Source organism: Pseudomonas stagnisoli, assembly GCF_048595745.1.
GTDB classification, from domain to species: Bacteria; Pseudomonadota; Gammaproteobacteria; order Pseudomonadales; family Pseudomonadaceae; genus Aquipseudomonas; species Aquipseudomonas alcaligenes_A.
In genome coordinates this window covers 2,989,126-3,014,060 of record NZ_CP184361.1, presented here as the reverse complement: position 1 = coordinate 3,014,060, position 24,935 = coordinate 2,989,126, and the positions used below count along the sequence as shown (strand labels likewise).

The following is a 24,935-nucleotide window of genomic DNA, read 5'->3' as shown; positions in this document are numbered from 1 at the left end:
CGGGCGGGGTGTACCGATGCCAAGGAATCGCCCTGCCCGGGTGATGCCTCCGGTTCGGTCGCCGCGTCGTTTGTTGTCGGTGACCGCATGCAGCCAGTTGCTCCTGCCGCGTCTTTGTTGCGTCCCTCGGCCTGCCCGGGGTTATGGCGTGTCGTGCCCGCGCGCGATGGCGGCATTTGCCGCGTCAAGCTGCCCGGTGGGCTGCTGACCAGCGCGCAGGCCCGCGCCGTGGCCGAGGCCGCGCGGCTCTGCGGCAGTGGCGTGCTGGAGCTGACCAACCGCAGCAACCTGCAGTTGCGCGGCGTGCGCGACGAGAATCATGAACCGCTGGTGCAGCACCTGCTGGCCGCCGGCCTCGGCCCGCGCCACCCGGATGCTGATGATGTGCGCAACCTGCTACTCAGTCCGGCGGCCGGGCGCGATCGCAGCGCGCACCTCGATACCCGCCCGCTGGCCGGCCGCCTGCTGGCGCTGCTGGAAAATACGCCCGAGTTTCACGCCTTGTCGGCCAAGTTCGCCCTCCAGCTGGACGGCGGCGAGGCCCTCGCCATGCTCGACCATCCCCACGACCTGTGGCTCAGCGCGTTGCCTGGCGGCACGCACCTGGCCTTCGGCCTGGCGGGCTGCCCGCGCGATGCGGCGCTGGGCGTGATTCCCCTGGCACAGGCGGAGCGACTGGTGGAGGCCGTGCTACGGCTGTTCCTGCAGTTGGCCGGCGCGCATACCCGGATGCGCCAGCTGTTGGCTGAGCTGCCGGTGGAGCAGTTCCTGGCGCGCCTGCCATTGTCTGTTCAGCAGCCATGGGCCACTCCGCGGCGTCCGCGCTATGACAGCCCGCCACTGGGGGCGCATGTGCAGGCGCAGTCAGGCTGGGTGATGCTGCTGGCCGGCGTGCCGCTCGGGAGGCTACACGCCGACCAATTGAGTGCCCTGGCTGAACTGGCTGACTCCGAGGGCTGTGGTGAGCTGCGTCTCACGCCATGGCAGGGGTTGCTGCTGCCGGACATACCTGGGAGCCGTCGAGCCTTCGTCGGCCAAGCCCTGCATGACCTTGGCTTGCTGCTGGAAACGCGCGCGCCGCTGGCCCGCCTGCTCGCCTGCAGCGGCTTGCCCGGCTGCGCCAGGGCCCAGGCGGACACCAAGGCCGATGCCCGCAAGCTGGCTGAGCGCCTCCCGGCGCACATCGCCCAGGTGCACCTGAGCGGCTGCCCGCGCAGCTGCGCCGCCGCTCATATCGCGCCTTATACGCTGCTGGCCCAGCCCGGCGGCCGTTACGACCTCTATCGCCGCGAGCAGGGCCTGGCCGGGTTCGGCCGCCTGTTGGCGCAATCCCTCGATATCGACCAAGCCGGCGAGCGCCTCGCCGCAGGAAGCCCCGAATGATCGATTACATCCGCGATGGTCAGGAGATCTACCGCCAGTCCTTCGCCACCATCCGCGCCGAGGCCGACCTCTCGGCGATCCCCGTCGACCTGGAAAAGCTCGCCGTGCGTTTGATCCACGCCTGCGGGATGGTCGATGTGGTGCAGGACCTGCGTTTCTCGCCCGGTGCCGGTGCCGCCGGCCGCGCCGCCCTGGCCAAGGGCGCGCCGATCCTCTGCGATGCGCGCATGGTGGCCGAAGGCATCACCCGCGCGCGCCTGCCGGCGAACAACCCGGTGATCTGCACGCTGCACAATACAGACGTGCCGCAGCTGGCCCGCGAGCTTGGCAACACCCGCTCTGCCGTGGCTCTTGAACACTGGCGCGAGCACCTGGAAGGCAGCGTGGTGGTGATCGGCAACGCACCGACCGCGTTGTTCTACCTGCTGGAGATGCTCGACGCCGGCGCGCCCAGGCCGGCGCTGATCTTGGGCATGCCGGTGGGCTTTATCGGCGCGGCCGAGTCCAAGGACATGCTGGCTGCCGATAGCCGCGGCGTGCCCTACATCATCGTGCGCGGGCGCCGTGGTGGCAGCGCCATGGCCGCTGCCGCGGTGAACGCCCTGGCCACGGAGGTGGAGTGATGAAGGGACGTCTGCTCGGCCTCGGCGTCGGCCCCGGTGATCCGGAACTGATTACCCTCAAGGCTCTGCGCCTGCTGCAGTCTGCGCCGGTGGTGGGCTACTTCGTGGCCAAGGCCAAGGCCAACAAGGGCCAGGGCGGCAACGCCTTCGGCATCATCGAGGCTCATCTCACCACTGCGCAGCGTCGCCTGCCGCTGGTCTACCCGGTGACCACCGAGAAGCTGGAGCCGCCGCTGACCTACGAGGATGTGATCGCCGACTTCTACGACACCTGCGCCGTGCAGATAGCCGCCGAGCTGGATGCCGGCCGCGATGTGGCGGTGATCTGCGAGGGCGATCCGTTCTTCTACGGTTCCTACATGTACCTGCACGACCGCCTGGCCGAACGCTATGAGGCCGAGGTGGTGCCCGGCGTGTGCTCAATGCTCGGCTGCGCCTCGGTACTGGGCACGCCATTGGTGTACCGCAACCAGTCCCTGAGCGTGCTCTCTGGCGTGCTGCCGGAGGAAGAGCTGGAGCAGCGCCTGCGTAGCGCCGAAGCCGCCGTGGTGATGAAGCTCGGTCGCAACTTCGACAAGGTGCGCCGCGTCCTGCAACGCCTCGGTCTGGCCGAGCGCGCCCACTATGTGGAGCGCGCCACCATGCACAACCAGCAGATAGTGCCGCTGGACCAGGTGGACCCGCTGGCCTCGCCGTACTTCTCCATGATCCTGGTGCCAGGGGAGAAGTGGCGTGGCTGAGTCCGTGAATCCTGCCGCCATCGTTATTCTCGGCACCTCGGCTCTAGAGACCGCACGCCGCGTGCGCGAGCGCTATCCCGAGGCCCGCATCCACGGCCTGGTCGGGCGGGTGGAGGAGGTCGATGAGCCTTACCACGAGTTCGGCGAGCATCTGCGTGGCCTGTACCGCGCCGGCACTCCGATCATCGCCCTGTGCGCAGCCGGCATCGTGATCCGCAGCCTGGCGCCGCTGCTGGCGGAGAAGGGGATGGAGCCGCCGGTGCTGGCACTGGCCGAAGATGGCAGCGCCGTGGTGCCGTTGCTCGGCGGCCTAGCCGGGGTCAACCGCCTGGCGCGCGAGCTGGGCGAGTGGCTGACGGTAGCGCCGGCCATTACCACCAGCGGTGAGCTGCGCTTCGGTACCTGCCTGCTCGATCCGCCGGAGGGCTATGTTCTGGCCGACCTGGAACAGGGCAAGCGCTTGGTCAGCGACCTGCTCGGCGGCGCACGCCTGCGCGTCGAGGGCGAGGCTCCCTGGTTGCAGCAGGCCAATCTGCCTGTGCATGCCGAGGGCGAGCGCTGCCTGCGTATTGATGTGTCCGCCGTCAGTGGCGACGATGCGCTGCTGATTCATCCGCGTCGGGTGCTGGCGCGATGCACGGAGCCCAGCGTCGAGCGCGTGCGTGCCGCACTGGCAGATGCCGGCCTGGCCGAGGCGGCGCTGGCCGCGCTGCTGGTCGAGGGCGAGGGACGTGCGCTGCCACTCGCCGAGCAGGCCGCCGCCGAGTTGAAAGTACCGCTGCGCTTCATCGACTCGCCGGCTGCACTGCCGCCGGCCTGCCACGAGACGCCGGGGCTGAGCCTGCATCTGGCTGGCAGCCCCGAGTCCGCGAGCGCCTTGGGGCGCCCGCGTGGTCGCCTCAGCGTGGTCGGCATCGGCCCCGGCTGCGCCGAACTGCTGGCTCCGGCCGTGCGCAGTGCGCTGGACCAGGCCGAGGACGTGCTCGGCTACGAGACCTACGTAGCCATGGCCGGTCCCTACCGTGAAGGCCAGTGCCTGCACGCCAGCGACAATCGTGAGGAACTGCAGCGCGCTGCCCATGCCTTCGAGCTGGCCGCGCAGGGGCGGCGGGTGGTGATGGTGTCGTCGGGCGACCCCGGCGTATTCGCCATGGCCGCAGCCGTGATGGAAGCGCTTGAAGCCTCCAGCGACCCGCGCTGGCAGGGTGTGGAGCTGGAAGTACTGCCCGGCATCTCCGCCGCCCTGGCCACCGCCGCCAGGGCCGGTGCGCCGCTGGGGCACGACTTCTGCCTGATCTCGCTGTCCGACAACCTCAAACCCTGGGCGGTGATCGAGAAACGCCTGCAGCACGCGGCCGCCGCCGACCTGGCCATGGCTTTCTACAACCCCATTTCCAAGGCACGCCCCTGGCAACTCGGTCGCGCGCTCGACCTGTTGCGCCAGCACCGCGAACCGCAGACCCTGGTGGTGCTCGGTCGCGACATCGGTCGCCCCGCGGAGGCGTTGCGCGTGCTGACCCTCGGCGAGCTGACCCCGGAGCTGGTGGACATGCGCACCCTGGTGATCATCGGCTCCAGCCAGACCCGCCGTTTCCCGCGTCAGGGCGGCGGCGAGTGGGTGTACACGCCGAGGTGGTATCCGTTTGAGCGATAGGGACTGCATAGAGTCTGATCCCATACTGCCGGAAGTCTTGACCATCGAATAAGGTGTCGTCAGTACATGGTTTGAGAATCATTATCTCTTGTGCGCATATCGCGCTTCGGCTGGCAGTGTGATGCAGGTCTCAGTCCTGATGTTGTCCAATAGGACGGAGAAATGACGGACAGACCGAGGCTGTTGCCGTAAACTAGGGAGGTTTTTGCCCCTTCTGCCGCTATGCGGTGGCCATGGATGACATGGAGTCGTATCTGGTCATGTTGTTTGAGTCTCGATACCAGCCTACTTTCGCCGAGCGATATCCCATTCCGCTATTGGCGGCGGTACTCGATTTTCTGTTGGTCATTGCTGCTGTCTATCTTGCTTACTGGTTGCGGTTTGATTCTGCAGACTTGAATGCGCACTACACAACGGCCGCGTTCACCATTTCCTCCGTTGTCATGCTCAGTCTCTGGGGGAGTGGCGTCTACGGTTCTTGGCGCGGTATTTCTCTTGCCAGACAGATTGGTAATGTATTAGTTGGGTGGGTTTTCGCTGTTGGTATATTGCTTGCGGTAATTTTTTTTCTAAAGGTATCCGATAATTACTCCCGTCGTTGGTTTGTATATGTGCTTTTTCTTGGGGGTGGGTTGAGCGTACTGCTTCGCTTGATAGTGTACTGGCTTCTGCGTTTGCTGCGTTCGGGTGGGCGGAATCTGAAGCATGTATTGGTCGTTGATGCTGGTGGTGCTTCTGTTGAGCGTCTGAACAGTAGTCGGTCACTTAGGGAGTTCGGTTTCCGTATCGCAGAGAGCCTAGATTTCTCTCGAGATAGCGAATGGATCAATGCTTTGGAGTTGCGGGTCGCTGTCTTGGGGGTTCATGAAGTTTGGTTGTGTTTGCCTCTAAGTGAAGGGGCGGCGGTTAAAGAAGTTATGTATGCGCTGCGTCATCACACAGTGGCAATACGTTTTATTCCAGAGTGGGGCGATATACCTCTGCTTAATCACAAGGTGACCAATATCGCGGGGCTTTATGCTTTGGACCTGAGTTGCAGTCCGATGGATGGCCCTGCTCGGGTGCTCAAACGAATGGAGGACATCATTCTGGGGGGGCTGATCTCTATCTTGATATTGCCAGTTTGTCTTTTGATTATGGTGGCGATTGCCCTCACTTCCAAGGGGCCTGTTTTATTCAAGCAATATCGTACGGGTATCAATGGCAAGCGCTTCAAGGTCTACAAATTTCGCTCGATGGTGGTGCATCAGGAGTCGAACGGACAGGTCACTCAGGCCAGCAAGAATGATGAGCGCGTCACCAAGGTGGGTGCGTTTTTAAGGCGCACCAGCCTGGATGAGTTGCCTCAGTTCTTTAACGTATTACAGGGGCGGATGTCGATTGTGGGGCCGCGCCCGCATGCACTCATGCATAACGAATATTATAAGGACCTGGTCGAATCTTACATGCAGCGCCACAAGGTTAAGCCAGGTATAACCGGGTGGGCTCAGGTGAATGGCTATCGCGGGCAGACTGATACGTTGGAGAAGATGCAGAAGCGAGTGGAGTTTGATCTCTGGTATATCGATAACTGGTCGCTGGGGCTGGATTTGAAGATTATTCTATGGACGATCTTCAAAGGATTTATCAATAGAAATGCCTATTGATTTTATTTTTATTTTCGTTTTAAGAGAGTCTCGATGTTGCGGCAGTTGATTGGGCGGGAGATAAAGGGGCTTGGTAAGGTGCTCATTCTTCTTCTGGCTCTCGGCGTTTTTATTCAGTTAAGTGGTCTTCTGCTGAATAATGATGGCAGTCGGTACGCTACGCAGCTTTATCTGTCGCTGTTCTTGCCAGCACTCTTGCTGCTCCTGCGTGAGCGCCTGATGCTCGATCTCTGGAGGCAGTTGCCCGCGGTTATTTTTCTTTTTTTGCTGGGTTGGGTGCTGTTGTACGCAGGTGTACATCCTGGGTCAGATAAAGACTTCTGGAACTGGTTGAAACTTGTGCTATTGCTGATCTTTTATGTTGCTGCAGTAGCCAGTTTGACTCGGCATGAGAAGTTTCTAATGCTCGTTTTGGTCATCTCGCTGATAGTGGCTGCTGTATTCGCCTGGTTGACCCTCTACTACCAGTTTGTTGTTCTCGATCGCCCGTTAAGTTATGAGGCATTTCGCTGGGTACGCTTGTGGGAGTTGGGCTGGCGAGGCTTTGGGGACTTGAAGCACCCGATCATAGCGGGTCTTTACTATTCAATATTCACAATTATTGCTACCTGGCTTTTGTTGCGGCCCGGTATGGGGCCTTGGCGCTCGCTGTTCTTGATGTTGGCCATCGCGGGTCTCGCCTTTTATATTTTGCTGACGTTCTCTCGGGGCTCTTGGTTTTCTCTGGGAGCCGGTGGGCTGGCTCTTCTACTCATTACGAACAGCCGCAAGTCTTACGCGCTGCTTAGCTTGGGTGCTGTAGTGCTCTGTTTGGCGGCCTACTGGTTTTGGCCTGAACTACAGAATGAGCAGAGAGTTGGGGTCAACGGCCGTGAGCTCATCTGGGTGGGCTGGCTGGGTCGCCTTTCGGAATTCTGGCTCATGGGGCGTGGCGCGGGGGCCGACTTTGAGTTCACCTTCCCTACCGGGCAGTCATTTATCCACGCACACAGTTTGTATCTGCAGCTTTGGTATGAGTATGGGCTTGTCGGGATCGGCTTATTTGTAGCCTTTGTGCTAAGCCTGCTGTTCAAGGCCTGGCAGTGCCGAGCGTTACCATTGGCACAATTGGCTATGGGGCTGCTGGTGTTGGCTATGGTGGCGATGATTTCCGATGTCTATGCGATCTTTCATCGGCCTAGCCCATATTGGGCGTTGTTCTGGTTTCCAGTAGGCATTCTGCTGGGTTTGAGAAAGCCAGTGACCTAAAACGAGCTCAATATAAAAGGCCTGCAACTGCAGGCCTTTCTCTTTTCGCCGCCACTCAGGCCTTGTGGCCGTCGTAGTCGTTGAGCGAGATGACGCGGGTCTTGCCGACGCGGTGGCGGTAGATCTCGCGCAGGTACTTGATGGCTTTCTTCACGCTGTCGCGCGACAGGCGGATGTCATTGATCGAGACGAACTTGTCGTGGTCGTGGATCAACTCGCGGTACTTCTTCTCGTACATCGGCTTGATCGCGTACCAGTTGGTGTCGAGGATCTTCGCCGGGTTCTCGTACTCGTTGAGCATGGCCTCGATGCGCGCCTCGTCGAAGTCCTCGGAGACGATGAAGTCGAGCATGGCGTTGTCCAGGCTCTCGTCGTAACGGTACTGGTCGCGGGCGAAGCAGCGCTTGATGAAGGCAACGATCAGGGTCAGGAAGTCGTCCGACAGGCACGGACTCTTGACGATCAGGGTGGTCAGCGACAGGTTGGCCGAGGCGCCGATGACCAGGGCGTAGCGTTTCAGGGTGGTGTTGGGGAACAGGCTGTTGAGGTGGGTCTTGAGCCGGTTCAGGTCCATGTAGGACAGCTTGTAGTCCTTCGGCAGCGAGACGATGGACACCACCGAGGAGCAGTTCTTGAAGAAGTGCAGGTCGCTCAGCGCGCTGGCGTCGTAGTTGGACTTCTTGTACTGCTCCAGCGCCGCGCGGTAGCGCTTGGCCTCGATCGGCAGCAGGCTGATGCCCTCGATGGCCTGGGTCGCCTTGTTGAAGTGCGGCAGGTCGATGGAGCGGAAGAACAGGTCGTCGATATTGAGCTTGGGCTGCTCTTTCTCGAACACCTTGAACTTGTCGGTGGGCGCCGGCGTGGCCTGCTCGGCCACCACGGACTCCGCGTAAGCCACGGCGACCGGGCCGGCCAGGCTCATGAACAGGTCATTGGCATCCAGGCGGATGGTCTCGCCGATGTCGATACCGGCGCGGCGGAAGTAGTTCTGGTCGTAGTCGGTGGTCACCGCCTGGGCGGTGAGGATGTTGAAGATCTGCTGCGAGATGTACTGGTTGGCGTGGCGCTCCATGGCGTTCACGTCGATGTTCTGCACGTTGCCGCCGTCGCTTTCCTCGGCATAACGCATGATGTCGTTGGAGATCAGCATCATGGCGTTCCATGGGCGGATGCGGCGCATCACGCTCTCTTCGCCGGTTTCCTCGCTGTCGAAGTTGTAGGAGAAGTCCCACTCCTCGGCGAGGTACTTGCACAGCAGGCGGCCGGCGTTGATATGCAGGGCCTCGGACATCTCGATGCGCTGGTCGGAGATGTTCGGCAGGATGCAGATGCCGCTGGTGAAGATCGGCTCGAAGACGAAGGAGTGGCCGCGGTTGTCCTCGCTGCTGCTTTCCTGCTTGGTCTCGAAGGTCTTGCTCATGTAGGCGAACTGCTGGGCCAGGCCGAACTCCGAGGCCATGCCCGAGCCGGTGCCGCCGCCGGCGCTGAAGATGTAGAAGTACAGGCGCGACTGGTTGGCCTTGATGCCGCAGGAGTCGATCAGGTAGCTGTGGATGAACTTCCAGTCGGCGTTGGAGAAACGCTGGGTATCCTTGTTGAGGATGATCTTGGCCAGGTACTGGCCGAGGATCGGGGCGTTACCGGCGCCGCCGGCGTGGACCTCGGACAGGTCCATGATCTTCATCTTGCTGTAGTCGTCGAGGAAGCCGCTGGTCTCGGCCTTGCGCGAGAAGCGGATGCGCCCCTCGATGTCCTTGTCCAGGTCGCCCAGCATCACCAGCGGCTCGATCAGGAATACCGGCTTGGCGGCGCGGCTGCCGGCCAGGCGCAGGTTGCTGCGCAGCCAGCCGGCCGGGCGCTGTTCGGAGCCGCTCTTTTCCTGGTTGCTGAATTCGTTGAGGTAGAAGCGCCGCGCGTTGTACACCAGCGAGGCGACATCCAGGGCGATGTTCGAACCGCAACGGCCGAGGCCGATCAGGCACACCGAAGGGAAGTGCTGGGCATGCAGCGCATCCAGTGCGTCTTCGCCATGCAGTTTGGGGAACACCCGCTCGCGCAGTCCGTCGAGATTTTCCAGGATGCGGTCGATGTCACGCTCGGTGAAATACATGTACTGCTCGCTACTGAGCGGCAGGGTCGAGGCGGGTATGGCCGGTACCGATGGGGGTTCGATCACGGGCGATGCGACGGTACGGGGCTCGGAAACGGTGGAATCTACGTCTTTAGTTGTTTTCATCGTCGACATTCCGTGACTGTTGGCAGCAGCTTTTCTTATTGGTGGGTTATTCCGTAAAACCCAGGCTTTCACGAATAAGCACTATATACAGCGTATGAACATTGTTCGAGGCAGGCGCCACTCTTTTTATTTGGCGCGTGCCGCGCTGGCCGTGGTCTGGCGACGGTTCAATGGCGAAGTGCCATTTAGGTTCGTCGGCCGTTTGTTCGTGGTCGGTTTTCTGTCGCTTTGGCAGACATATGAACGCATTCTGCGGGTCGCAGGAATGTCATTTACGGGAAGCTCATGTGGGTTATTAACTTGCCTGATTGGTCAGATTCGTATTGCCGTACCGACATGCCGCGGGGTAGGGTAAGCGCCCCGGCCTATCTGGCCGTCATGCTGTTGGATGTACCGTGAAACCCGTATCCAGGGCCCTGTTGATGGTGGCGCTGGTGCTGGCGGCGATCAATCTGCGCCCCGGCATCACCTCCTTCGCCCCGCTGATCGAACGTATCGCCGAGGAGCTCGCGCTGAGCCGTGGCCTGATCAGCCTGACCACCGCCTTGCCGGTTCTCTGCATGGGCCTGCTGGCCCCCCTGGCTCCGCGTCTTGCCGTGCTTTTCGGCCTGGAGCGGACCATCGCCTGTTGCCTCATGCTGATCATGCTGGCGCTACTGCTGCGTGTCGGCGGGCACCTCAGCCCGTTGCTGATCGGCAGCGCCGTGCTGCTCGGTACTGGCATCGCCGTGGCCGGGCCGCTGCTGTCGGGTTTCATCAAACGGCATTTCCGCGATCAGGTTGGCCAGGTGGTGGGCTGGTATTCCTTCAGCATGGCCATCGGTGGTGCGGGTGGCGCCGTGCTGTCTGTGCCACTGACCTTGGGCCTGGGTGATGACTGGAGTCTGGGCCTGGCCGCCTGGTTCCTCCCGGCCCTGCTGGCCGGCTTGCTCTGGTTGCGCCTGCCGAGCCGCGCCGAAGCGGCTGTGGTCGGCGATGGCCAGGGGCTGCCCTGGCGCGAGCCTCGCGCCTGGCTGGTAACGGGTTTCTTCGCGATTCAGGCCGGGTTTTTCTACACCATGGCGACCTGGCTGGTGGCGCGCTATCACGAGGCTGGCTTGAGCCTGCTGTACAGCAACGCGCTGTTCAGCCTGTTCATGCTGGTCGGACTGCCCAGCGCCTGGTTGCTGCCTTGGTTGGCCCAGCGCTTCGATATCCGCCAGCCGCTGCTGGTGGCCTGTGGGCTGACCCTGACGCTGTGTCTGGGCATGATCACGTTTCAGCCGACCCTGTTGCCGGAGCTCTGGGCCGTGCTGATGGGTTTCGCCCTCAGTGGCTCCTTTGCCCTGTCGCTGGTGTTGCCGTTGTATGAGGTCCACACGCCGCTGGCGGTCAGCCGCTGGACTGCGATGATGCTGTGTGCCGGCTACTGCATGGCCTGCCTGGCGCCCATTCTGGTCGGCCTGGGGCGTGATCTGGCGGGCAGCTACCAGGCACCGTTCGCGGTGCTGATTGGCCTCGGGGCGCTGATGAGTCTGATTGCCTGGGCCCTGCGGGCACCGAAACGGTCGACATAGGCACTGGTTCCTTTGCAGGGAGGACTCCCTGTGTTAGAAGGCTGCCTGCACTTTCTGGAGTACCCGCGTGGAGTCCGAATCCATCGTCTATGGCTGCATCCGCGACTGGCCGTCCGGTGATCGCGAGCAGCGTCTGCTGCGTCGTGGCACCAATCGCCAGGTGCTGGAGCAACTGCCCCAGGGCGACGCCTGGCCGTTTCTCGGCCGCGAAATGTTCTCCTTCTGCGGCAACGAGGGCGAGGGGCTGTACCAGACCCAGGTCATCCACTTCGGCGCCAGCTATCAGGCCATCGAGTATGAGTGGGCGCTGTGGGTCAAGGAGTTCGAGGCCTTGCTGCAGCGCCTGTATTGGGCCAGCGCCGTGGTGCACCTGGAAACCGAACTGAACGGCCTGCATACCTTCCGCTGGGAGTCTGAGAGCGGCTTCCACAGCCCGCAGGAAGCCGATCTGCGGGTGCGTTGCGTGTGGGAGCGCGAGGGCAGCCTGCGCGGCTGATCCCCGATCCGTCATGCGGCGCCGCGACGGCGCGCCGAGATCAAACAGCTTCCTTGAGGCGGACGATGCTCAATTACTTCTGGTTTTTCCTCGCCGCGCTGTTCGAGATCGGCGGCTGCTATGCCTTCTGGATGTGGCTGCGGCTGGGCAAAAGCGCCTGGTGGATCGTGCCGGGCCTGCTCAGCCTGACCCTGTTCGCCCTGCTGCTGACGCGTATTGAGGCGGGATATGCCGGGCGCGCCTATGCCGCTTACGGTGGGGTGTATGTGGTGGCTTCGCTGTTCTGGCTGGGGCTGATCGAACGCACCCGGCCGCTGCTGTCGGATTGGCTGGGCGCGGCATTATGCCTGGTCGGCGCAGGCATCATCCTGCTCGGGCCGCGCTTCGCCAGTCACTAGGCCTGCTCACGCAAAGCTAGTCCTGCAGCCACTCCTTGGGCACTTCCTCGCGCAGCGCCAGCTGGCACTGCTGGCTGTCCGGATCGAAGACGATCACGGCCTGGCCCTTTTCCAGAGCCCGGCGTGCCCGTTCCACGCGGGTTGCCAGCGGTGTGTCATCCCCATTGTCGGTACCGTCGCGGCTGACGAAGTCCTCCAGCAGGCGGGTCAGGGTTTCGGCTTCCAGCAGATGGTGGGGAATCAGCATGAGGTCTCCTCGGCGGGGTGGTCATGCTAATCGCTTGCGCGGGCGTGGGCGAGCAGGTAGTGGTCAAGCACATCGTAGAGTTGCTGGCGATCCAGCGGTTTGCCGAGGAAGTCATCCATGCCGACAGCCTGCCCGGCGGCACGGTGCTCCTCCAGTATGTGGGCGGTCAGCGCGACAATGGGCACGGGGCTCAACTGGCGCTCGGCCTCCAGGGTACGGATCTGCCGCGTGGCCTCGAAGCCGTCCATTTCAGGCATTTCGCAGTCCATCAGGATCAGCTGGATGGCGTCGGGATCGCGGCGATACTCCGCGACGGCGCTGCAGCCGTCCGCTACCAGCCGCATGGCATAGCCACGCTTCTTGAGAAAGCCCTCCACCACCATCTGATTCACCCGGTTGTCCTCGGCCACCAGGATGCAGGGGGCACGGCCATTGCGGCGCTCGAGCGTCTGAGGCGTCGCTGCCTGGCTCAGGCGGCGCTCGCTGTAGAGATCATGCAGCGCGGCGCGCAATGCCGTTGCCGAGAGGGGGAGAGGCAGGCCGAGCAGGCGCAGGCCCCGGCCCTCGGGCAGCGGTTGGTGCTGCCCGGGCGGGCTCAGTAGCAGAATACGCTGACCCTGTTCCAGGTTCGGGCGCAGGCTCTCCAGCCATTGGCTGCTGCTGCCCGGCCAGGGCGCCATCAGCACCAGCAGGGGGGGGCTGGCGAAGTCTTCGAGGAAGTCCTGCAGACGCTCCGGGTCCTGACAGCGCTGGGTGCGCATGCCCCAGCGGCTGAGCAGATGGCTCAGGCAATCGAGCCCCTGGCTGTCCAGCGAGCAGAGCAGGGCGGTGCGATTGTCGAGCAGTCGGGGCAGGTCGTCGCTACTTTCGGCGGGTGTCCGCAGCGGGATGTCGAAGGCGAAGCGCGAACCCTGGCCAGGCGTGCTCTGCACCTCGATGCGCCCCCCCATCATCTCCACCAGCTCCTTGCTGATGGCCAGGCCCAGGCCACTGCCGCCATAGCGGCGAGTGGTGCTGGAGTCGCCCTGGGAGAAAGACTTGAACAGCTGGCCGAGGGTATCGCCACTGATACCGATACCGCTGTCGCTGACGGCAAACACCAGGTGGGCTTGTCCCTGGCTGTCGCTGCGGCGGCAGATGGTCAGGGTTACATGGCCCTGCTGGGTGAACTTCAGGGCGTTGCCCAGCAGGTTCATCAGCACCTGCTTCAGGCGTGTCGGGTCGCCCAGCGCGCGCCGGGGGACGCCGCCTTCGAGGCTGACATACAGGCGCAGCCGTTTCTCCATGGCCTGGGCGGTGAACAGCATCAGGGTGTCCGAGGCCATCTCTTCGAGATCAAACTCGATCTCTTCGAGACTGAGCTTGCCGGACTCGATGCGTGCATAGTCGAGAATGTCGTTGATTACCGACATCAGAGCGCTGCCGGAGCTGGCGATAGTGTCCACATAGAAGCGCTGAGTGCGGTCGAGAGTCGTCTCGCGCAGCATCTGCAGCATGCCCAGCACGCCATTGAGCGGCGTGCGTATCTCGTGGCTCATCTTGGCCAGAAAGCGGCTTTTGGCCTGGTTTTCCAGTTCCGCCCGTTCAGCCGCCTGGTGGGAGCGAAAACCCTCTTCCTTCAGCAGGTTGATGCGGTCGGCGAGGCCGAGCGACAGGGTCAGCAGCTCGAAGGTCGAACCCAGCTTCACGGCGTTGGCGCCATAGATGCCGAACAGTTCGACCCCCAGGGAGCCGCTGGTGGCGAGGATGAAACAGATCAGCAGGACGCCCCAGGCCAGCACGTAGTAGGAGCCGTAGCGCAGGCCGCGTCGCCATACGTAGATGCCGATCGCCAGCAGGATGCTGGAGAACACCAGTACCGTCAGGCTGGCGAGGATGTTCCAGGCCTGCAGGCCGATCAGCGGCCCCGACAGCAGGCAGAGGAAGATGACCAGCATCAGCAGGCGCATGCCTCTGTCCAGCCTGGGGAAGCTCTGCGGAATACTGAGGAAGTGGCGGCTGAACTGCACTGCGACCAGGCAGAGCAGGAACATCAATACGTAGATGCTGACCGATTGCAGAGCCACGTTCTCTGGCAGCAGCTTGAACAGCATGCCGTCGAAGGCGCAGGCGAACAGGGCAGATACCAGGATGTAGGCCAGGTACCAGAAGTACGCCCGTTCACGCAGCGAGACGAACAGGAACAGGTTGTACACGAACATGGCAAACAGCACGCCGTAAAACGCGCCGTTCAGTCCCATCAGGTTTTCCTGGGTCGCCGCGCTGGCGCCATAGGTGCTGAAGTACAGGGGGACGAAGATCGTGCTGCTGCTCTGTACCCGCACCAGCAAGGTGTTGCTGCCGGGCGGCAACTCGACGGGGAACCAGAAATTGCGTACCTGCACCGGGCGCTGGGCAAAGGCGAAACCGTCACCGCTTTGCTGGCTGTGCAGGCGGCCGTCCTCGTCCTGCAGGTACAGGTCGATGCGATCGAGCAGAGCGTAGTTGATCTCCAGATAGCCGGACAGCGCCTGCGGGCGGCTGTTGACCAGGCGCACCTTGAACCACCACACCGAGTCGTTCTTGCCCAGATTGGCGTGGTTCCCGCTGACCTGGGTGAAGGCGCTGTCGGGTAGGCGCTGCACCTCATCGACGCTCAGGCGGCCGTCTTTGTCTTCGTGGTAGCCCATGTAAGGGCCCAGTGACAGGCGCAGATCATCCCGGTCCAGCGGCGCCGGGGCTAATGCCCACAACGGCCCGCAGAGGCACAGCAGCAGCATTGCCAGGAGCAAACGAGGCATCCGCCAACCTCTGAGTTGTTTTACTTGTTTGTGTCACTTTGCCTAGTTGCTGCGTCGGCGGCAAGAGCGCTGGCCAGAGCCTGTTGGCCTATTCAGGTTTGGCCGCAGGCCCGGTTGGCTGGCACGGCGATGTCCATCAGCCGTGGGTTGGGCAGGCTGAGACCGGCCATCAGCTGCGCATAGGCTTCGCCATCGGCCACCTGCAGGCGCGGGTTGTGCGCGGCTTCCTCGGCGATGCTGGAGCGGGTCCAGCCGCGGTAGTCATGGCCGGGCCAGACTTCGGTGTCACCGGGCAGGGCCAGCAGGCGCTGCAGGCTGGCCCACTGGGCGCGGGCGTCGCCGTTCTGGAAGTCGGTACGGCCGCTGCCGCGGATCAACAGGGTGTCGCCGGTGAAGACCTTGCCTGGCTCATCGGCGCTGGCCGGCAGCAGGAAGCAGTAGGAGTCGTCGGTGTGCCCCGGTGTATGCCAGGCGACCAGCTCGCGCTCGCCAAAGGCCAGACGCTGGCTGTCGGCGAAGGTGAAGCTGGCGCAGGCGCTGCCGCTCTGCTGGCCGAAGCCGCTGCGGCAGCCGGTGGCCGTGCGCAGCTCACCGAGGGCGGTGATGTGGTCGGCATGGGTGTGGGTGTCGAGGGCCAGCAGCAGCTGCAGGTCCAGCTCGCGCAGCAGGCGCAGGTAGTCGTCCAGCTTGTTCTTCACCGGGTCGATCAGCACCGCCTGGCCGGCATCGCCCAGCAGGTAGGTGTAGGTCGAACTTTCGCTGTCGAAGAGTTGGCGAAACAGCATGATCAGTGTCCTCCGAGGAGTTTCTGCGCGGCCAGCGACAGGCTGACCGCCACCAGCATCAGGGCGAACAGGCGTTGCAGCGTGCGCCCGCCCAGGCGCTGGGCCAGGGCGTTGCCGCCGAGCACGCCGGTCGCGCCGCCCAGAGCCAGGCCGGCCAGCAGTAGCAGCGAGGGCTGCGCGCCGCTGAGGTAGAACAGGAAGCCGCCGCCGGAAACCAGGGCGATTACCGCCATCGAGGTGGCGGTGGCAGCCAGCATGCCGAGCGGGGTGAAGGCCAGCAGCGCCGGTACCACCAGGAAGCCGCCGCCGACGCCCATCAGCCCGGAGAACAGGCCGACACCCAGACCAATGGCGATCAGCGGGGCGCTGCGCAGCGGGCCGCTGCTTTCACGGGGCAGGTTCGAACTGCGCCACATGCGCCAAGCCGTCCACAGCACCAGGGCGCAGAAGCCGAGGATCAGCGCGGCCTCGGGAATCTGCCGGCCCAGCCACTGGCCGGCGAAGTTGCCCGGCAGGCCGGCGATGGCCAGCAGCAGCACCGGGCGCCAGGCCACCAGGCCCTGGCGAGCGCGCGGGACGGCGCCGATCAGGGCCGTGATGGCTACGGCGCCGAGGCTGACGCCGATCGCATCGCGCAGCGGCAGGTGCAGGCTGAGCAGCAGCGGCAGGGCCACCAGTGAACCACCGGCGCCGGTGAGACCGAGCAGCAGGCCGAGCACGGCACCGACGCCCAGGGCCTCCAGCAGCAATATCTCCATCAACGGTTCCAGGGCATGCGGGCGAGCAGCAGGGCCATGGCGCAGGTGTTGCTGAGGCCGGCGAAGGTCAGGCCGGCGCCGACGAAGGCGGCCAGACCGTACCAGCCCGGATGCACCCAGGTGCCAAGCGCGACACCCAGCAGTACCAGGCTGCCGGCGCTGATCTGCACCTGGCGCTGGATGCTGATCACGCCGCTGGGGGCCTCTTCAGTGGGCAGGCCACAGGCCACGCAGGCCTGGGTACCACCGTCGATCACCTGCACGCCGGGCAGCAGTTGCTGCAAATGGTCGGCGGCGCGGCGGGCGCGCTGGCCGCTGTGGCACAGCAGATAGAGTTCGTCGCCACGCTGCAGGCCTTCCTGGCGCAGCTGCTGCACCAGGGCGGCCGGATTGAGCTGGTCGAGTGGCACGTTACGCGCGCCGGCCACGTGCTGGGCACGGAATTCCGCCGGGCTGCGCACGTCGATGAGGAAGCGCACATGCCCCTGCTGGCGCGCGCTGGCAAAGCGCGGGGCGTCGATCAGGCAGATGGTATCAGTCATTGCAGGGTACTCCCTGGGGGTATGTGGTTCAGGTGTATTTGGTGAAGATGGCGCGCACGCGGGCCAGGGTCTCGGCGTCGTCGCGCGAGGGGTCGAGCACGGTTTCCTCGAGCAGGCACGCGAGCATCTCCTGGTAGGCCTTGTCCAGCGCCTTGCGCGCGGCGGCGAACTGCTGGGCAATGGCCTCGCATTCCTCGCCGCGACGGATCATCGCCTGAATGCCGCGGATCTGGCCCTCGACGCGGGCCAGGCGCTTGAGCATGGCGTCCTGTTGCTGGGTGTTGGGGGTGGTCATCTCAGAGCTCCAGGGGGCGGCGCAGGGTGAAGGCGCCGCGCAGTTCGCCGGCGGCGAAGCCGCGGGCCTGATCCTGCGGGTAGTGACGGTCGAGCAGCTGTACCAGCTCGGGTTTGATTGCGCTGCCATGGCAGGCCAGGCAGGGCTCGCCGGTGGCGATGGCACGCATGTAGCGGAATTCGCCGTCCACCACTTCGGCACGGTTCAGGCTGGCGACGGCCTCGCCGGCCTGGCTGCGGCGCTGAAAATCTTCCAGCACGGCTTGTTCCCAGGCATCCGGACGGTTGTCCGGGTTACGCAGGCGCAGCGCGGTGCGTCCCACTTTCCAGGGCGCGACGCTGTGCTGCTGGGCGATGCCGGGCGCCAGCTGGCGGCAGGCTTCGACGGCTTGTGCCGGGCCGCCTGTGGCGACCGCGGTCTGCACGCTGGCCAGCAGCTGTTGCTGGAAGGGCGGGATTAGGGCTTCGGCCTCGCCGCGCAGCTGTGCCAGGTCGGCGGCCTGGGCGAGCAGCGGGGCACAGCAGAGCAGGGTGGTGAATAGGCGCATCGGCATACTCCCTATCTATATACAGGGGGGAGTATATGTTGGATGGCAGAAAAGGCAACCGTCGCTCGTCGCGTCCGCCCTGCGGTCATTGGCCGCGGATCAACTTGCGCAGCAGGAAACGGTTGGGGTGGCAAGCCTCGGCCACGGCGCGCGGCAGTGGCAGCGGTTCGTCGTTCAGCCACGCGGCCAGCAACTCGCCGCACAGCGGTGCCGTGATCAGCCCGCGTGAGCCGTGCCCGCTGTTGACGTACAGGCCATCGCGCCAGGGGCAGGGGCTGTCCGGCACCTGGCGGGCATCCTTGCCGAGTACCGCGTAGGTCTCGGCGAAGGCCGCCGGGTCGGCCAGCGGGCCGACGATCGGCAGGTAGTCGGGGCTGGTGCAGCGGAAGGCGGCGCGGCCTTCGAGCTGCGCCGGATCGAGCCGGTCGGCGTCCAGGCGCTCGGCCAGGTCCGCAGAGATTTCCCACAGCAGTTCGAGGTTGCCGGCGTGTTCGGCAGCGGTCGGTGCGCAGTCCTGGCTGTGGAAGTCGAAGCTGGCGCCCAGGGTGTGCTCGCCGCCGCGCGGCGGCGCCACATAGCCTTCGGCGCAGACCACGCAGGCCAGCTCGGCGCTGCGGGTGGTCTGCGGCAGGCGGCTGATCTGCCCACGGATGCGCTTGAGCGGCAGCTCGGCGGCGAAGCGGCGCACCTCGGCGGCACCGGCCAGGATCGCCACGGGAGCCTCGGCCAGCAGGCGCTCGCCGTCCAGCGCCTGCCAGCGGCCGTCGACCCGCCGCAGCTCCAGCGCCTCGCTGTGCGTCAGCAGACGAATGCGCGGATGGCTGGCGAGCTGGCGGCACAGCGCCGGCGGATGCACCCAGCCGGCGTCGGGGTAGAACAGGCCGCCGGCCGGCAGCGCGACGCCGGCGCGAGCCTCGGCCTGCTCGCGCGTCAGGCTGTGCAGCAGGTCCGCCGGGAAGGCCTCGGCCAGCTTGGCCTGGCGCCCGGCTTCCGGCGCATCGAACGCCAGTTGCAGCACGCCGCAGGCAGCCCAGTCGTGGCCCTGCTGCAGGTGCTGGAGCAGGCGGCGGGTGTGGCCGAAGCCGGCCAGCACCAGTTGCGACAACGCGGTGCCATGGGCGGACAGCTTGAGGTAAAGCACGCCCTGGGGGTTGCCGGAAGCTTCCTGCGCCACTGCATCGTGGCGCTCCAGCAGGGTCACCTGCCAGCCGCGCGCAGCCAGGCTGGCGGCCGTAGCGCAACCGGCCAGACCGGCGCCGATGACCAGTGCTTCGCGCGCTTCCGGCCTGGGCGGACGGGCATGCCAGGGCTTTTCCGCCACTCGCGCATGGGCCTCGAAACGCCCGCAGAGGATTTCCCACTTCTTGCCGTGGCCGGGCGCGCGGCGCATGGCGAAGCCGGCCTCGATCAGCCCTCGGCGTACCGTGCCCTTGCTGGTGAAGGTGGCCAGGCTGGCGCCCGGGGCGGACAACCGCGCCAATTCCTGGAACAGCTCCGGGGTCCACATTTCCGGGTTCTTGTCCGGGGCGAAGCCATCGAGGAACCAGACGTCGATGCGCGCGTCCAGTTGCGGCAGCATCTGCAGCGCATCGCCGATCAGCAGGGTGAGGATGACCCGACCGCCATCCAGCACCAGGCGCTGGAAGCCGGGATGGATGGCCCGGTACTGCTCCAGCAACTGCCCGGACCAGAGCGCCAGCTCCGGCCACAGGGCCAGGGCACGGTGCAGGTCGGCCGCGGTGAGCGGGTATTTCTCCACGCTGACGAAATGCAGACAGGCATCCGCTGGGGCCAACTGGTCGAACAGCTGCCAGGCGCAAAGGAAGTTCAGCCCGGTGCCGAAGCCGGTTTCGCCGATTGCCAGGCTTGCGCCGGAAGGCAGGGCGGCGAAGCGTGCCGGCAGGTCGTTGCCGGCGAGGAACACATGACGGGTTTCTCCCAGGCCGTCGTCGCGAGAGAAATACACGTCACCGAACTGGCGCGAAAGTGGCTGGCCTTGGTCGTTCCAGTCGAGCTGGGCGTTGCAGAGGTCGGACATCGAGGCACCCGGAAAACAAGGTGCGGCATTGTAGCTACTTGCGCCAAGGCTCGGCGAATCCGCTAGGCTGAGCGAATCGAGACAGGGAGACCTCTATGTTTGAGTCCGCCGAACTGGGCCGCAAGATTGATCCGGCCGAATACGAAAAGGAACTGCCCGCGCTGCGCGAGGCCTTGCTGGAGGCGCAGTTTGAACTGCAGCAGCAGGGGCGCTTCCCGGTGATCATTCTGATCAATGGCGTGGAGGGCGCCGGCAAGGGAGAGACGGTCAAGCTCCTCAATGAGTGGATGGACCCGCGCCTGATTCAGGTCAGCACCTTCGACGTGCAGACCGACGAAGAGCTGGCGCGGCCTCCGGCCTGGCGTTTCTGGCGGCAACTACCGCCCAAGGGCCGCATCGGTATCTTCTTCGGCAACTGGTACAGCCAGATGATCCAGGGCCGCATCCATGGCCATTTCAAGGATGCCGTGCTGGACCAGGCCATCGATGGTGCCCTGGCGCTGGAGCAGATGCTGTGCGACGAGGGGGCGCTGATCTTCAAGTTCTGGTTCCACCTGTCCAAGAAGCAGATGAAGATGCGCCTGAAGGAGTTGCAGGACGACCCGCAGCGCGCCTGGCGCCTCAGCCCGCTGGACTGGCAGCAGTCCAAGACCTACGACAAGTTCGTGCGCAACGGTGAACGCGTGCTGCGGCGCAGCAGTCGCGACTTCGCCCCCTGGTACGTGGTCGAGGGCAGCGACGAGTGCTATCGCAGCCTGACGGTGGGGCGCATTCTCCTCGACGGCCTGCAGGCGGCGCTCAAAGCCAAGACGCGTCCGACCGCCCAGCCGCATGTGGCGCCGATAGTGGCCAGCCTGGACAACCGCATCCTGCTGGACAGCCTGGACCTCACCCAGAGTCTGGACAAGGACGCCTACAAGGACATGCTGGCGGCGGAGCAGGCGCGCCTGGCCATGCTGATGCGCGACAAGCGCATGCGCCGGCACGCGCTGGTGGCGGTGTTCGAGGGCAACGATGCGGCCGGCAAGGGCGGCGCCATCCGCCGTGTGGCAGCGGCCCTGGACCCGCGCCAGTACCGTATCGTGCCGATCGCCGCGCCGACCGAGGAGGAGCGCGCCCAGCCCTACCTGTGGCGCTTCTGGCGGCACATTCCGGCGCGCGGCAAGTTCACCGTGTTCGACCGTTCCTGGTATGGCCGGGTTCTGGTGGAGCGTGTGGAGGGCTTCTGCCAGCCCAGTGACTGGCTGCGCGCCTATGGCGAGATAAACGACTTCGAAGAGCAACTGAGTCGCGCCGGCGTGGTGCTGGTGAAGTTCTGGCTGGCCATCGACCAGGACGAGCAGTTCAAGCGCTTCAAGGAGCGCGAGCAGATCGCCTTCAAGCGCTTCAAGATCACCGAAGAGGACTGGCGCAATCGCGACAAGTGGGACGCCTATTGTGATGCCGTAGGCGACATGGTCGACCGCACCAGTACCTCGATCGCGCCCTGGACCCTGGTGGAGGCCAACGACAAGCGCTTCGCTCGGGTCAAGGTGCTGCGCACCATCAATGAAGCGCTGGAAAGGGCCTTTGCCAACGACTGACTAGAAGGCGCGGCTTTCGATGATGTCGTTGGCCTGCTGCATGCGGCGGATGTAGAAGGCGATCTCGCGCTCCGCATCGACGCGGGTGAAGAAGGGGCCTTCCAGGGTGCCTTCGCGAGTGGCGAAAAAATACTGACCATTGACCGCACTGACTCGCTCGCTGCGGTAGTGGGTGCCGGGGGCGGGGTCGATATTGCGTTGACCGAACATGGCTAAGCCTCCTGCGACAGGGTGCACTGCTTTCAGTCTAGTGCCTGGTCATTAGCGAGTAGGCTGGCGCGACAAGTGGTCATTTTTTAGTCATCTCGAGCGGGCGGCACAGTTTGTTCCTGTCTGCGTGGTCAGCTGTGGCTGTCGGGTCAATCGGGCGCGGCCTATAATTCCCGGCCGTTCCGCTGTTTCGCCGTCGAGGCTGTCATGCACGTTTCCTCCGGCCGCTGGCTTTTCGGCCTGCTGCTCGCCCTTACCACTGCCGTGCTCTGGGGCATCCTGCCGATCAAGCTCAAGGAAGTGCTGCAGGTGATGGACCCGGTCACCGTCACCTGGTGCCGCCTGCTGGTGTCCGGTGTGCTGCTGTTCATCTGGTTGTCGACCCAGCGTCGCCTGCCGCGTTTTGCCCCGCTCGGGCGCCGTGGCCAGGGTCTTCTGGTGCTGGCCATTCTCGGCCTGACCGCCAACTACGTGCTCTACCTGATCGGCCTAAACATGCTCAGCCCCGGCACTACCCAGCTGGTAATCCAGATGGCGCCGATCCTGTTTCTGGTGGCCAGCCTGTTCGTGTTCCGCGAGTCATTCAGCCTTGGCCAGGGTGTCGGCATGGCAATCCTGTTGCTCGGTTTCGGCCTGTTCTTCAACCAGCGCCTGGCAGAGTTGCTGACCTCGCTGACCACTTACACCACCGGGGTGCTGGTGATACTGCTGGCGGCTTTCGTCTGGGTGTTCTACGGACTTGCGCAGAAGCAGCTGCTGACCCAGTGGAGCTCACCACAGATCATGATGGTGATTTACCTGGCCTGCGCCTTGCTGCTCACGCCCTGGGCCCATCCGCTGCAGGTACTGCAGCTCAGCACACTGCAGTGCTGGCTGCTGCTGGCCTGCTGCCTGAATACGCTGGTGGCCTACGGCGCTTTCGCCGAGGCGCTGGCGCACTGGGAGGCCTCGCGGGTCAGCGCGACCCTGTCGATCACCCCGCTGGTGACTTTTGTCGCGGTGGCCCTGGCTGCCGTCTGGTGGCCCGACCATGTGCAGCCGGAGCAGATCAACCTGCTCGGTTACGGTGGCGCAGTGCTGGTGGTGCTGGGCTCGGCGCTCACGGCGCTGGGACCTTCGTTGCTGGCCGGTTGGCGCGCGCGTCGTGCCCGCCTGGTGACGCTCAGGCCCTGACGCCCAGCCCCTCGGCCTTGCGCAGCCAGCCCTGGCGCTGTTCCTCGGAGGAAGGGCGCACCGGGGCGAATTCGGTCAGGCGGCGGGTCTTGATGCCGCAGAAGCCGAGGATGGTGCGCACCATCTGCCGGTGCGCCGGCGCGCCGTAGATCCAGCGGAAGTACCAGGGCGGGGTGTCCAGGGTGACCAGCAGATCGGCGGTGCGCCCGCTCAGCAGCTTGTCCCACAGCTGCGAGCGGTTGCGGTACTTGAAGGCGAAGCCGGGCAGGAAGGTGCGGTCGAAGAAACCCTTGAGCAGCGCCGGCACGCCGCCCCACCAGACCGGGTAGACGAACACCAGGTGCTCGGCCCAGTGGATCTGCCGCTGCGCCTCCAGCAGGTCCGGCTCCAGCGTCTGCTGCTGGCCAAAGCCCTCGCGCAGGATCGGGTCGAACTGTAGCTCGCCGAGTTTGAGCTGGCGCACCACATGGCCCTGGCCACGGGCGCCGCTGCTGTAGGCTTCGGCGAGGGCATGACAGAGGCTGTCACGCTTGGGCGTGCCGAGAATCAGCAGGATGCGCTTGCCGTCGCCTTCCAGCGGGGTGGCGCCGCTTTTCGTTTCTTCAGCCATGTTGTCCCGACTCCAGCATGTTGTGCGGACGCACCCAGGCGTCGAATTCCTCGTTGCTCAGATAGCCCAGCTGCAGGGCCGTCTCGCGCAGGGTGAGGCCCTCGGCATAGGCCTTCTTGGCGATCTCCGCGGCCTTGTCGTAGCCGATATGCGGGTTCAGCGCCGTCACCAGCATCAGGCCACGCTCCAGGTGTGCGGCCATCTGCCGGGTGTCCGGCTCCAGCCCGACCACGCAGTGCTCGGCGAAGTTGCGGCAGCCATCGGCCAGCAGGCGGATCGACTGCAGCAGGTTGTGGATGATCACCGGCTTGAACACGTTGAGCTGCAGCTGCCCCTGGCTGGCGGCGAAGGCGATGGTGGCGTCGTTGCCCAGCACCTGGCAGGCGAGCATGGACAGCGCCTCGCACTGGGTCGGGTTGACCTTGCCGGGCATGATCGAGCTGCCCGGCTCGTTGGCCGGCAGGCGCACCTCGGCGAGGCCGGCGCGTGGGCCGGAGCCGAGCAGACGCAGGTCGTTGGCGATCTTCATCAGCGCCACGGCCAGGGTCTTCAGCGCGCCGGACAGTGCGGTGAGCGGCTCGTGGCCGGCGAGGGCGGCGAACTTGTTCGGTGCCGAGACGAAGGGCAGGCCGGCCAGTGCAGCCAGCTCGGCGGCCATGGCTTCGGCGAAGCCCCTGGGCGCGTTCAGTCCGGTGCCGACCGCGGTGCCGCCTTGGGCCAGTTCGCAGACCGCCGGCAGGCTGGCGCGGATGGCCTTGTCGGCATAATCGAGTTGCGCAACGAAGGCCGACAGCTCCTGGCCGAAGGTCACCGGGGTGGCGTCCATCAGGTGCGTGCGCCCGGTCTTGACCAGGTCCATGTGCCGCGCCGCCTGTTCGGCCAGGGCGCCGGAGAGCTCGGCGATGGCTGGCAGCAACTGGTGTTGCACGGCCTGCACGGTGGCGATGTGCATGGCGGTGGGGAAGCTGTCGTTGGAGCTCTGTGCGCGGTTGACGTGATCGTTGGGGTGCACCGGGTGCTTGCCGCCACGGCCCTGGCCGGCCAGTTCGTTGGCGCGCCCGGCGATCACCTCATTGACGTTCATGTTGCTCTGCGTGCCGCTACCGGTCTGCCACACCACCAGCGGGAACTGCGCATCGTGCTGGCCCGCCAGCACCTCATCGGCGGCCTGCTCGATCAGCCGGGCGACGTCCGGCGGCAGCTCGCCGATGCGGCTGTTGACCCGTGCTGCGGCTTTCTTGATCAGCGCCAGGGCATGCACCACGGCCAGTGGCATGCGCTGCTCGCCGATGGCGAAGTTGATCAGCGAGCGCTGGGTCTGGGCACCCCAGTAGGCGTCGTCGGGCACCTCGATGGCGCCAATGCTGTCGGTTTCGATACGGCTCAT

The 24,935-nt window shown here is 64.7% G+C and carries 23 protein-coding genes; 11 read left to right on the top strand and 12 right to left on the bottom strand.

What is annotated here, in order from left to right:
• Nucleotides 1–87 precede the first annotated feature (87 nt).
• From cobG to ACOAPY_RS14520, 6 genes are all read left to right on the top strand, one after another.
• Entirely contained in the window at nt 88–1,383 is a 1,296-nt protein-coding gene (gene cobG / locus ACOAPY_RS14545; protein WP_465153752.1) for a precorrin-3B synthase, read from the top strand.
• Nucleotides 1,380–2,006 carry a precorrin-8X methylmutase gene (locus ACOAPY_RS14540; protein WP_465153751.1) on the top strand — a complete coding sequence of 209 codons (627 nt, stop codon included), beginning with the start codon at nt 1,380–1,382 and terminating at the stop codon, nt 2,004–2,006. Before cobG ends, ACOAPY_RS14540 begins: the two co-directional genes overlap by 4 nt.
• Nucleotides 2,006–2,746, top strand: a complete 741-nt coding sequence (locus ACOAPY_RS14535; protein WP_021699152.1) for a precorrin-2 C(20)-methyltransferase — start codon at nt 2,006–2,008, stop codon at nt 2,744–2,746. Before ACOAPY_RS14540 ends, ACOAPY_RS14535 begins: the two co-directional genes overlap by 1 nt.
• Nucleotides 2,739–4,400: a precorrin-3B C(17)-methyltransferase gene (gene cobJ, locus ACOAPY_RS14530; protein ID WP_465153750.1), complete on the top strand. Its 1,662-nt coding sequence runs from the start codon at nt 2,739–2,741 to the stop codon at nt 4,398–4,400. Before ACOAPY_RS14535 ends, cobJ begins: the two co-directional genes overlap by 8 nt.
• 233 nt (nt 4,401–4,633) lie before the next feature.
• On the top strand, nt 4,634–6,046 hold the full coding sequence (locus ACOAPY_RS14525; RefSeq protein WP_465153749.1) for an undecaprenyl-phosphate glucose phosphotransferase: 1,413 nt from the start codon (nt 4,634–4,636) through the stop codon (nt 6,044–6,046).
• A gap of 33 nt (nt 6,047–6,079) precedes the next feature.
• On the top strand, nt 6,080–7,294 hold the full coding sequence (locus ACOAPY_RS14520; RefSeq protein WP_465153748.1) for an O-antigen ligase family protein: 1,215 nt from the start codon (nt 6,080–6,082) through the stop codon (nt 7,292–7,294).
• Nucleotides 7,295–7,349: 55 nt separating this feature from the next.
• Here the strand turns inward: ACOAPY_RS14520 and ACOAPY_RS14515 are convergent, their stop codons facing one another.
• Nucleotides 7,350–9,530, bottom strand: a complete 2,181-nt coding sequence (locus ACOAPY_RS14515; RefSeq protein ID WP_465153747.1) for a hypothetical protein — start codon at nt 9,528–9,530, stop codon at nt 7,350–7,352.
• A 395-nt stretch (nt 9,531–9,925) separates the two neighbouring features.
• On the opposite strand from ACOAPY_RS14515, the gene ACOAPY_RS14510 reads away from it, so the two are divergent.
• The 3 genes from ACOAPY_RS14510 to ACOAPY_RS14500 all read left to right on the top strand — a co-directional run bounded on the left by ACOAPY_RS14510 (nt 9,926) and on the right by ACOAPY_RS14500 (nt 11,980).
• On the top strand, nt 9,926–11,086 hold the full coding sequence (locus ACOAPY_RS14510; RefSeq protein ID WP_465153746.1) for an MFS transporter: 1,161 nt from the start codon (nt 9,926–9,928) through the stop codon (nt 11,084–11,086).
• A gap of 67 nt (nt 11,087–11,153) precedes the next feature.
• A complete protein-coding gene (locus tag ACOAPY_RS14505) occupies nt 11,154–11,582 on the top strand; it encodes a hypothetical protein (RefSeq protein WP_465153745.1) in 429 nt (142 codons plus the stop codon).
• Between the two features lie 65 nt (nt 11,583–11,647).
• A complete protein-coding gene (locus ACOAPY_RS14500) occupies nt 11,648–11,980 on the top strand; it encodes a YnfA family protein (RefSeq protein ID WP_465153744.1) in 333 nt (110 codons plus the stop codon).
• A gap of 16 nt (nt 11,981–11,996) precedes the next feature.
• Here the strand turns inward: ACOAPY_RS14500 and ACOAPY_RS14495 are convergent, their stop codons facing one another.
• The 8 genes from ACOAPY_RS14495 to mnmC form a co-directional block, all read right to left on the bottom strand.
• A complete protein-coding gene (locus ACOAPY_RS14495; RefSeq protein ID WP_076577795.1) occupies nt 11,997–12,227 on the bottom strand; it encodes a YheU family protein in 231 nt (76 codons plus the stop codon).
• Between the two features lie 26 nt (nt 12,228–12,253).
• Entirely contained in the window at nt 12,254–15,007 is a 2,754-nt protein-coding gene (locus ACOAPY_RS14490; protein WP_465153743.1) for a 7TM diverse intracellular signaling domain-containing protein, read from the bottom strand.
• A gap of 92 nt (nt 15,008–15,099) precedes the next feature.
• The gene (locus ACOAPY_RS14485; protein ID WP_465153742.1) at nt 15,100–15,792 is read right to left on the bottom strand and encodes an MBL fold metallo-hydrolase; all 693 of its coding nucleotides are present in this window, start codon (nt 15,790–15,792) and stop codon (nt 15,100–15,102) included.
• A gap of 2 nt (nt 15,793–15,794) precedes the next feature.
• Complete coding sequence (locus ACOAPY_RS14480; RefSeq protein WP_465153741.1) at nt 15,795–16,550, bottom strand: sulfite exporter TauE/SafE family protein; 756 nt, start codon at nt 16,548–16,550, stop codon at nt 15,795–15,797.
• Nucleotides 16,550–17,092 (bottom strand): rhodanese-like domain-containing protein, encoded by a 543-nt coding sequence (locus tag ACOAPY_RS14475; RefSeq protein WP_465153740.1) that lies wholly within the window; start codon nt 17,090–17,092, stop codon nt 16,550–16,552. The genes ACOAPY_RS14480 and ACOAPY_RS14475 overlap by 1 nt, the downstream gene beginning before the upstream one ends.
• A gap of 28 nt (nt 17,093–17,120) precedes the next feature.
• Nucleotides 17,121–17,387, bottom strand: a complete 267-nt coding sequence (locus ACOAPY_RS14470) for a metal-sensing transcriptional repressor (protein ID WP_076424883.1) — start codon at nt 17,385–17,387, stop codon at nt 17,121–17,123.
• Nucleotide 17,388: 1 nt separating this feature from the next.
• Nucleotides 17,389–17,934, bottom strand: coding sequence for a Tll0287-like domain-containing protein (locus ACOAPY_RS14465; protein ID WP_169919275.1), 546 nt, complete (start codon nt 17,932–17,934; stop codon nt 17,389–17,391).
• An 85-nt stretch (nt 17,935–18,019) separates the two neighbouring features.
• Nucleotides 18,020–19,972: a bifunctional tRNA (5-methylaminomethyl-2-thiouridine)(34)-methyltransferase MnmC2/FAD-dependent 5-carboxymethylaminomethyl-2-thiouridine(34) oxidoreductase MnmC1 gene (gene mnmC, locus ACOAPY_RS14460; protein WP_465153739.1), complete on the bottom strand. Its 1,953-nt coding sequence runs from the start codon at nt 19,970–19,972 to the stop codon at nt 18,020–18,022.
• A 95-nt stretch (nt 19,973–20,067) separates the two neighbouring features.
• On the opposite strand from mnmC, the gene pap reads away from it, so the two are divergent.
• Nucleotides 20,068–21,555 (top strand): polyphosphate:AMP phosphotransferase, encoded by a 1,488-nt coding sequence (pap, locus tag ACOAPY_RS14455; RefSeq protein ID WP_465153738.1) that lies wholly within the window; start codon nt 20,068–20,070, stop codon nt 21,553–21,555.
• On the opposite strand, the gene ACOAPY_RS14450 is transcribed toward pap, so the two are convergent.
• The gene (locus ACOAPY_RS14450; protein WP_076577809.1) at nt 21,556–21,765 is read right to left on the bottom strand and encodes a DUF6316 family protein; all 210 of its coding nucleotides are present in this window, start codon (nt 21,763–21,765) and stop codon (nt 21,556–21,558) included.
• 207 nt (nt 21,766–21,972) lie between these two features.
• Here ACOAPY_RS14450 and ACOAPY_RS14445 point away from each other — a divergent pair, with 207 nt between their 5' ends.
• A complete protein-coding gene (locus ACOAPY_RS14445) occupies nt 21,973–22,938 on the top strand; it encodes a DMT family transporter (protein WP_465153737.1) in 966 nt (321 codons plus the stop codon).
• Here the strand turns inward: ACOAPY_RS14445 and ACOAPY_RS14440 are convergent.
• Together ACOAPY_RS14440 and ACOAPY_RS14435 are read right to left on the bottom strand one after the other, a co-directional pair.
• A complete protein-coding gene (locus ACOAPY_RS14440; protein WP_465153736.1) occupies nt 22,928–23,548 on the bottom strand; it encodes an NAD(P)H-dependent oxidoreductase in 621 nt (206 codons plus the stop codon). The genes ACOAPY_RS14445 and ACOAPY_RS14440 overlap by 11 nt on opposite strands.
• Nucleotides 23,541–24,935: a class II fumarate hydratase gene (locus ACOAPY_RS14435; protein WP_465153735.1), complete on the bottom strand. Its 1,395-nt coding sequence runs from the start codon at nt 24,933–24,935 to the stop codon at nt 23,541–23,543. Before ACOAPY_RS14435 ends, ACOAPY_RS14440 begins: the two co-directional genes overlap by 8 nt.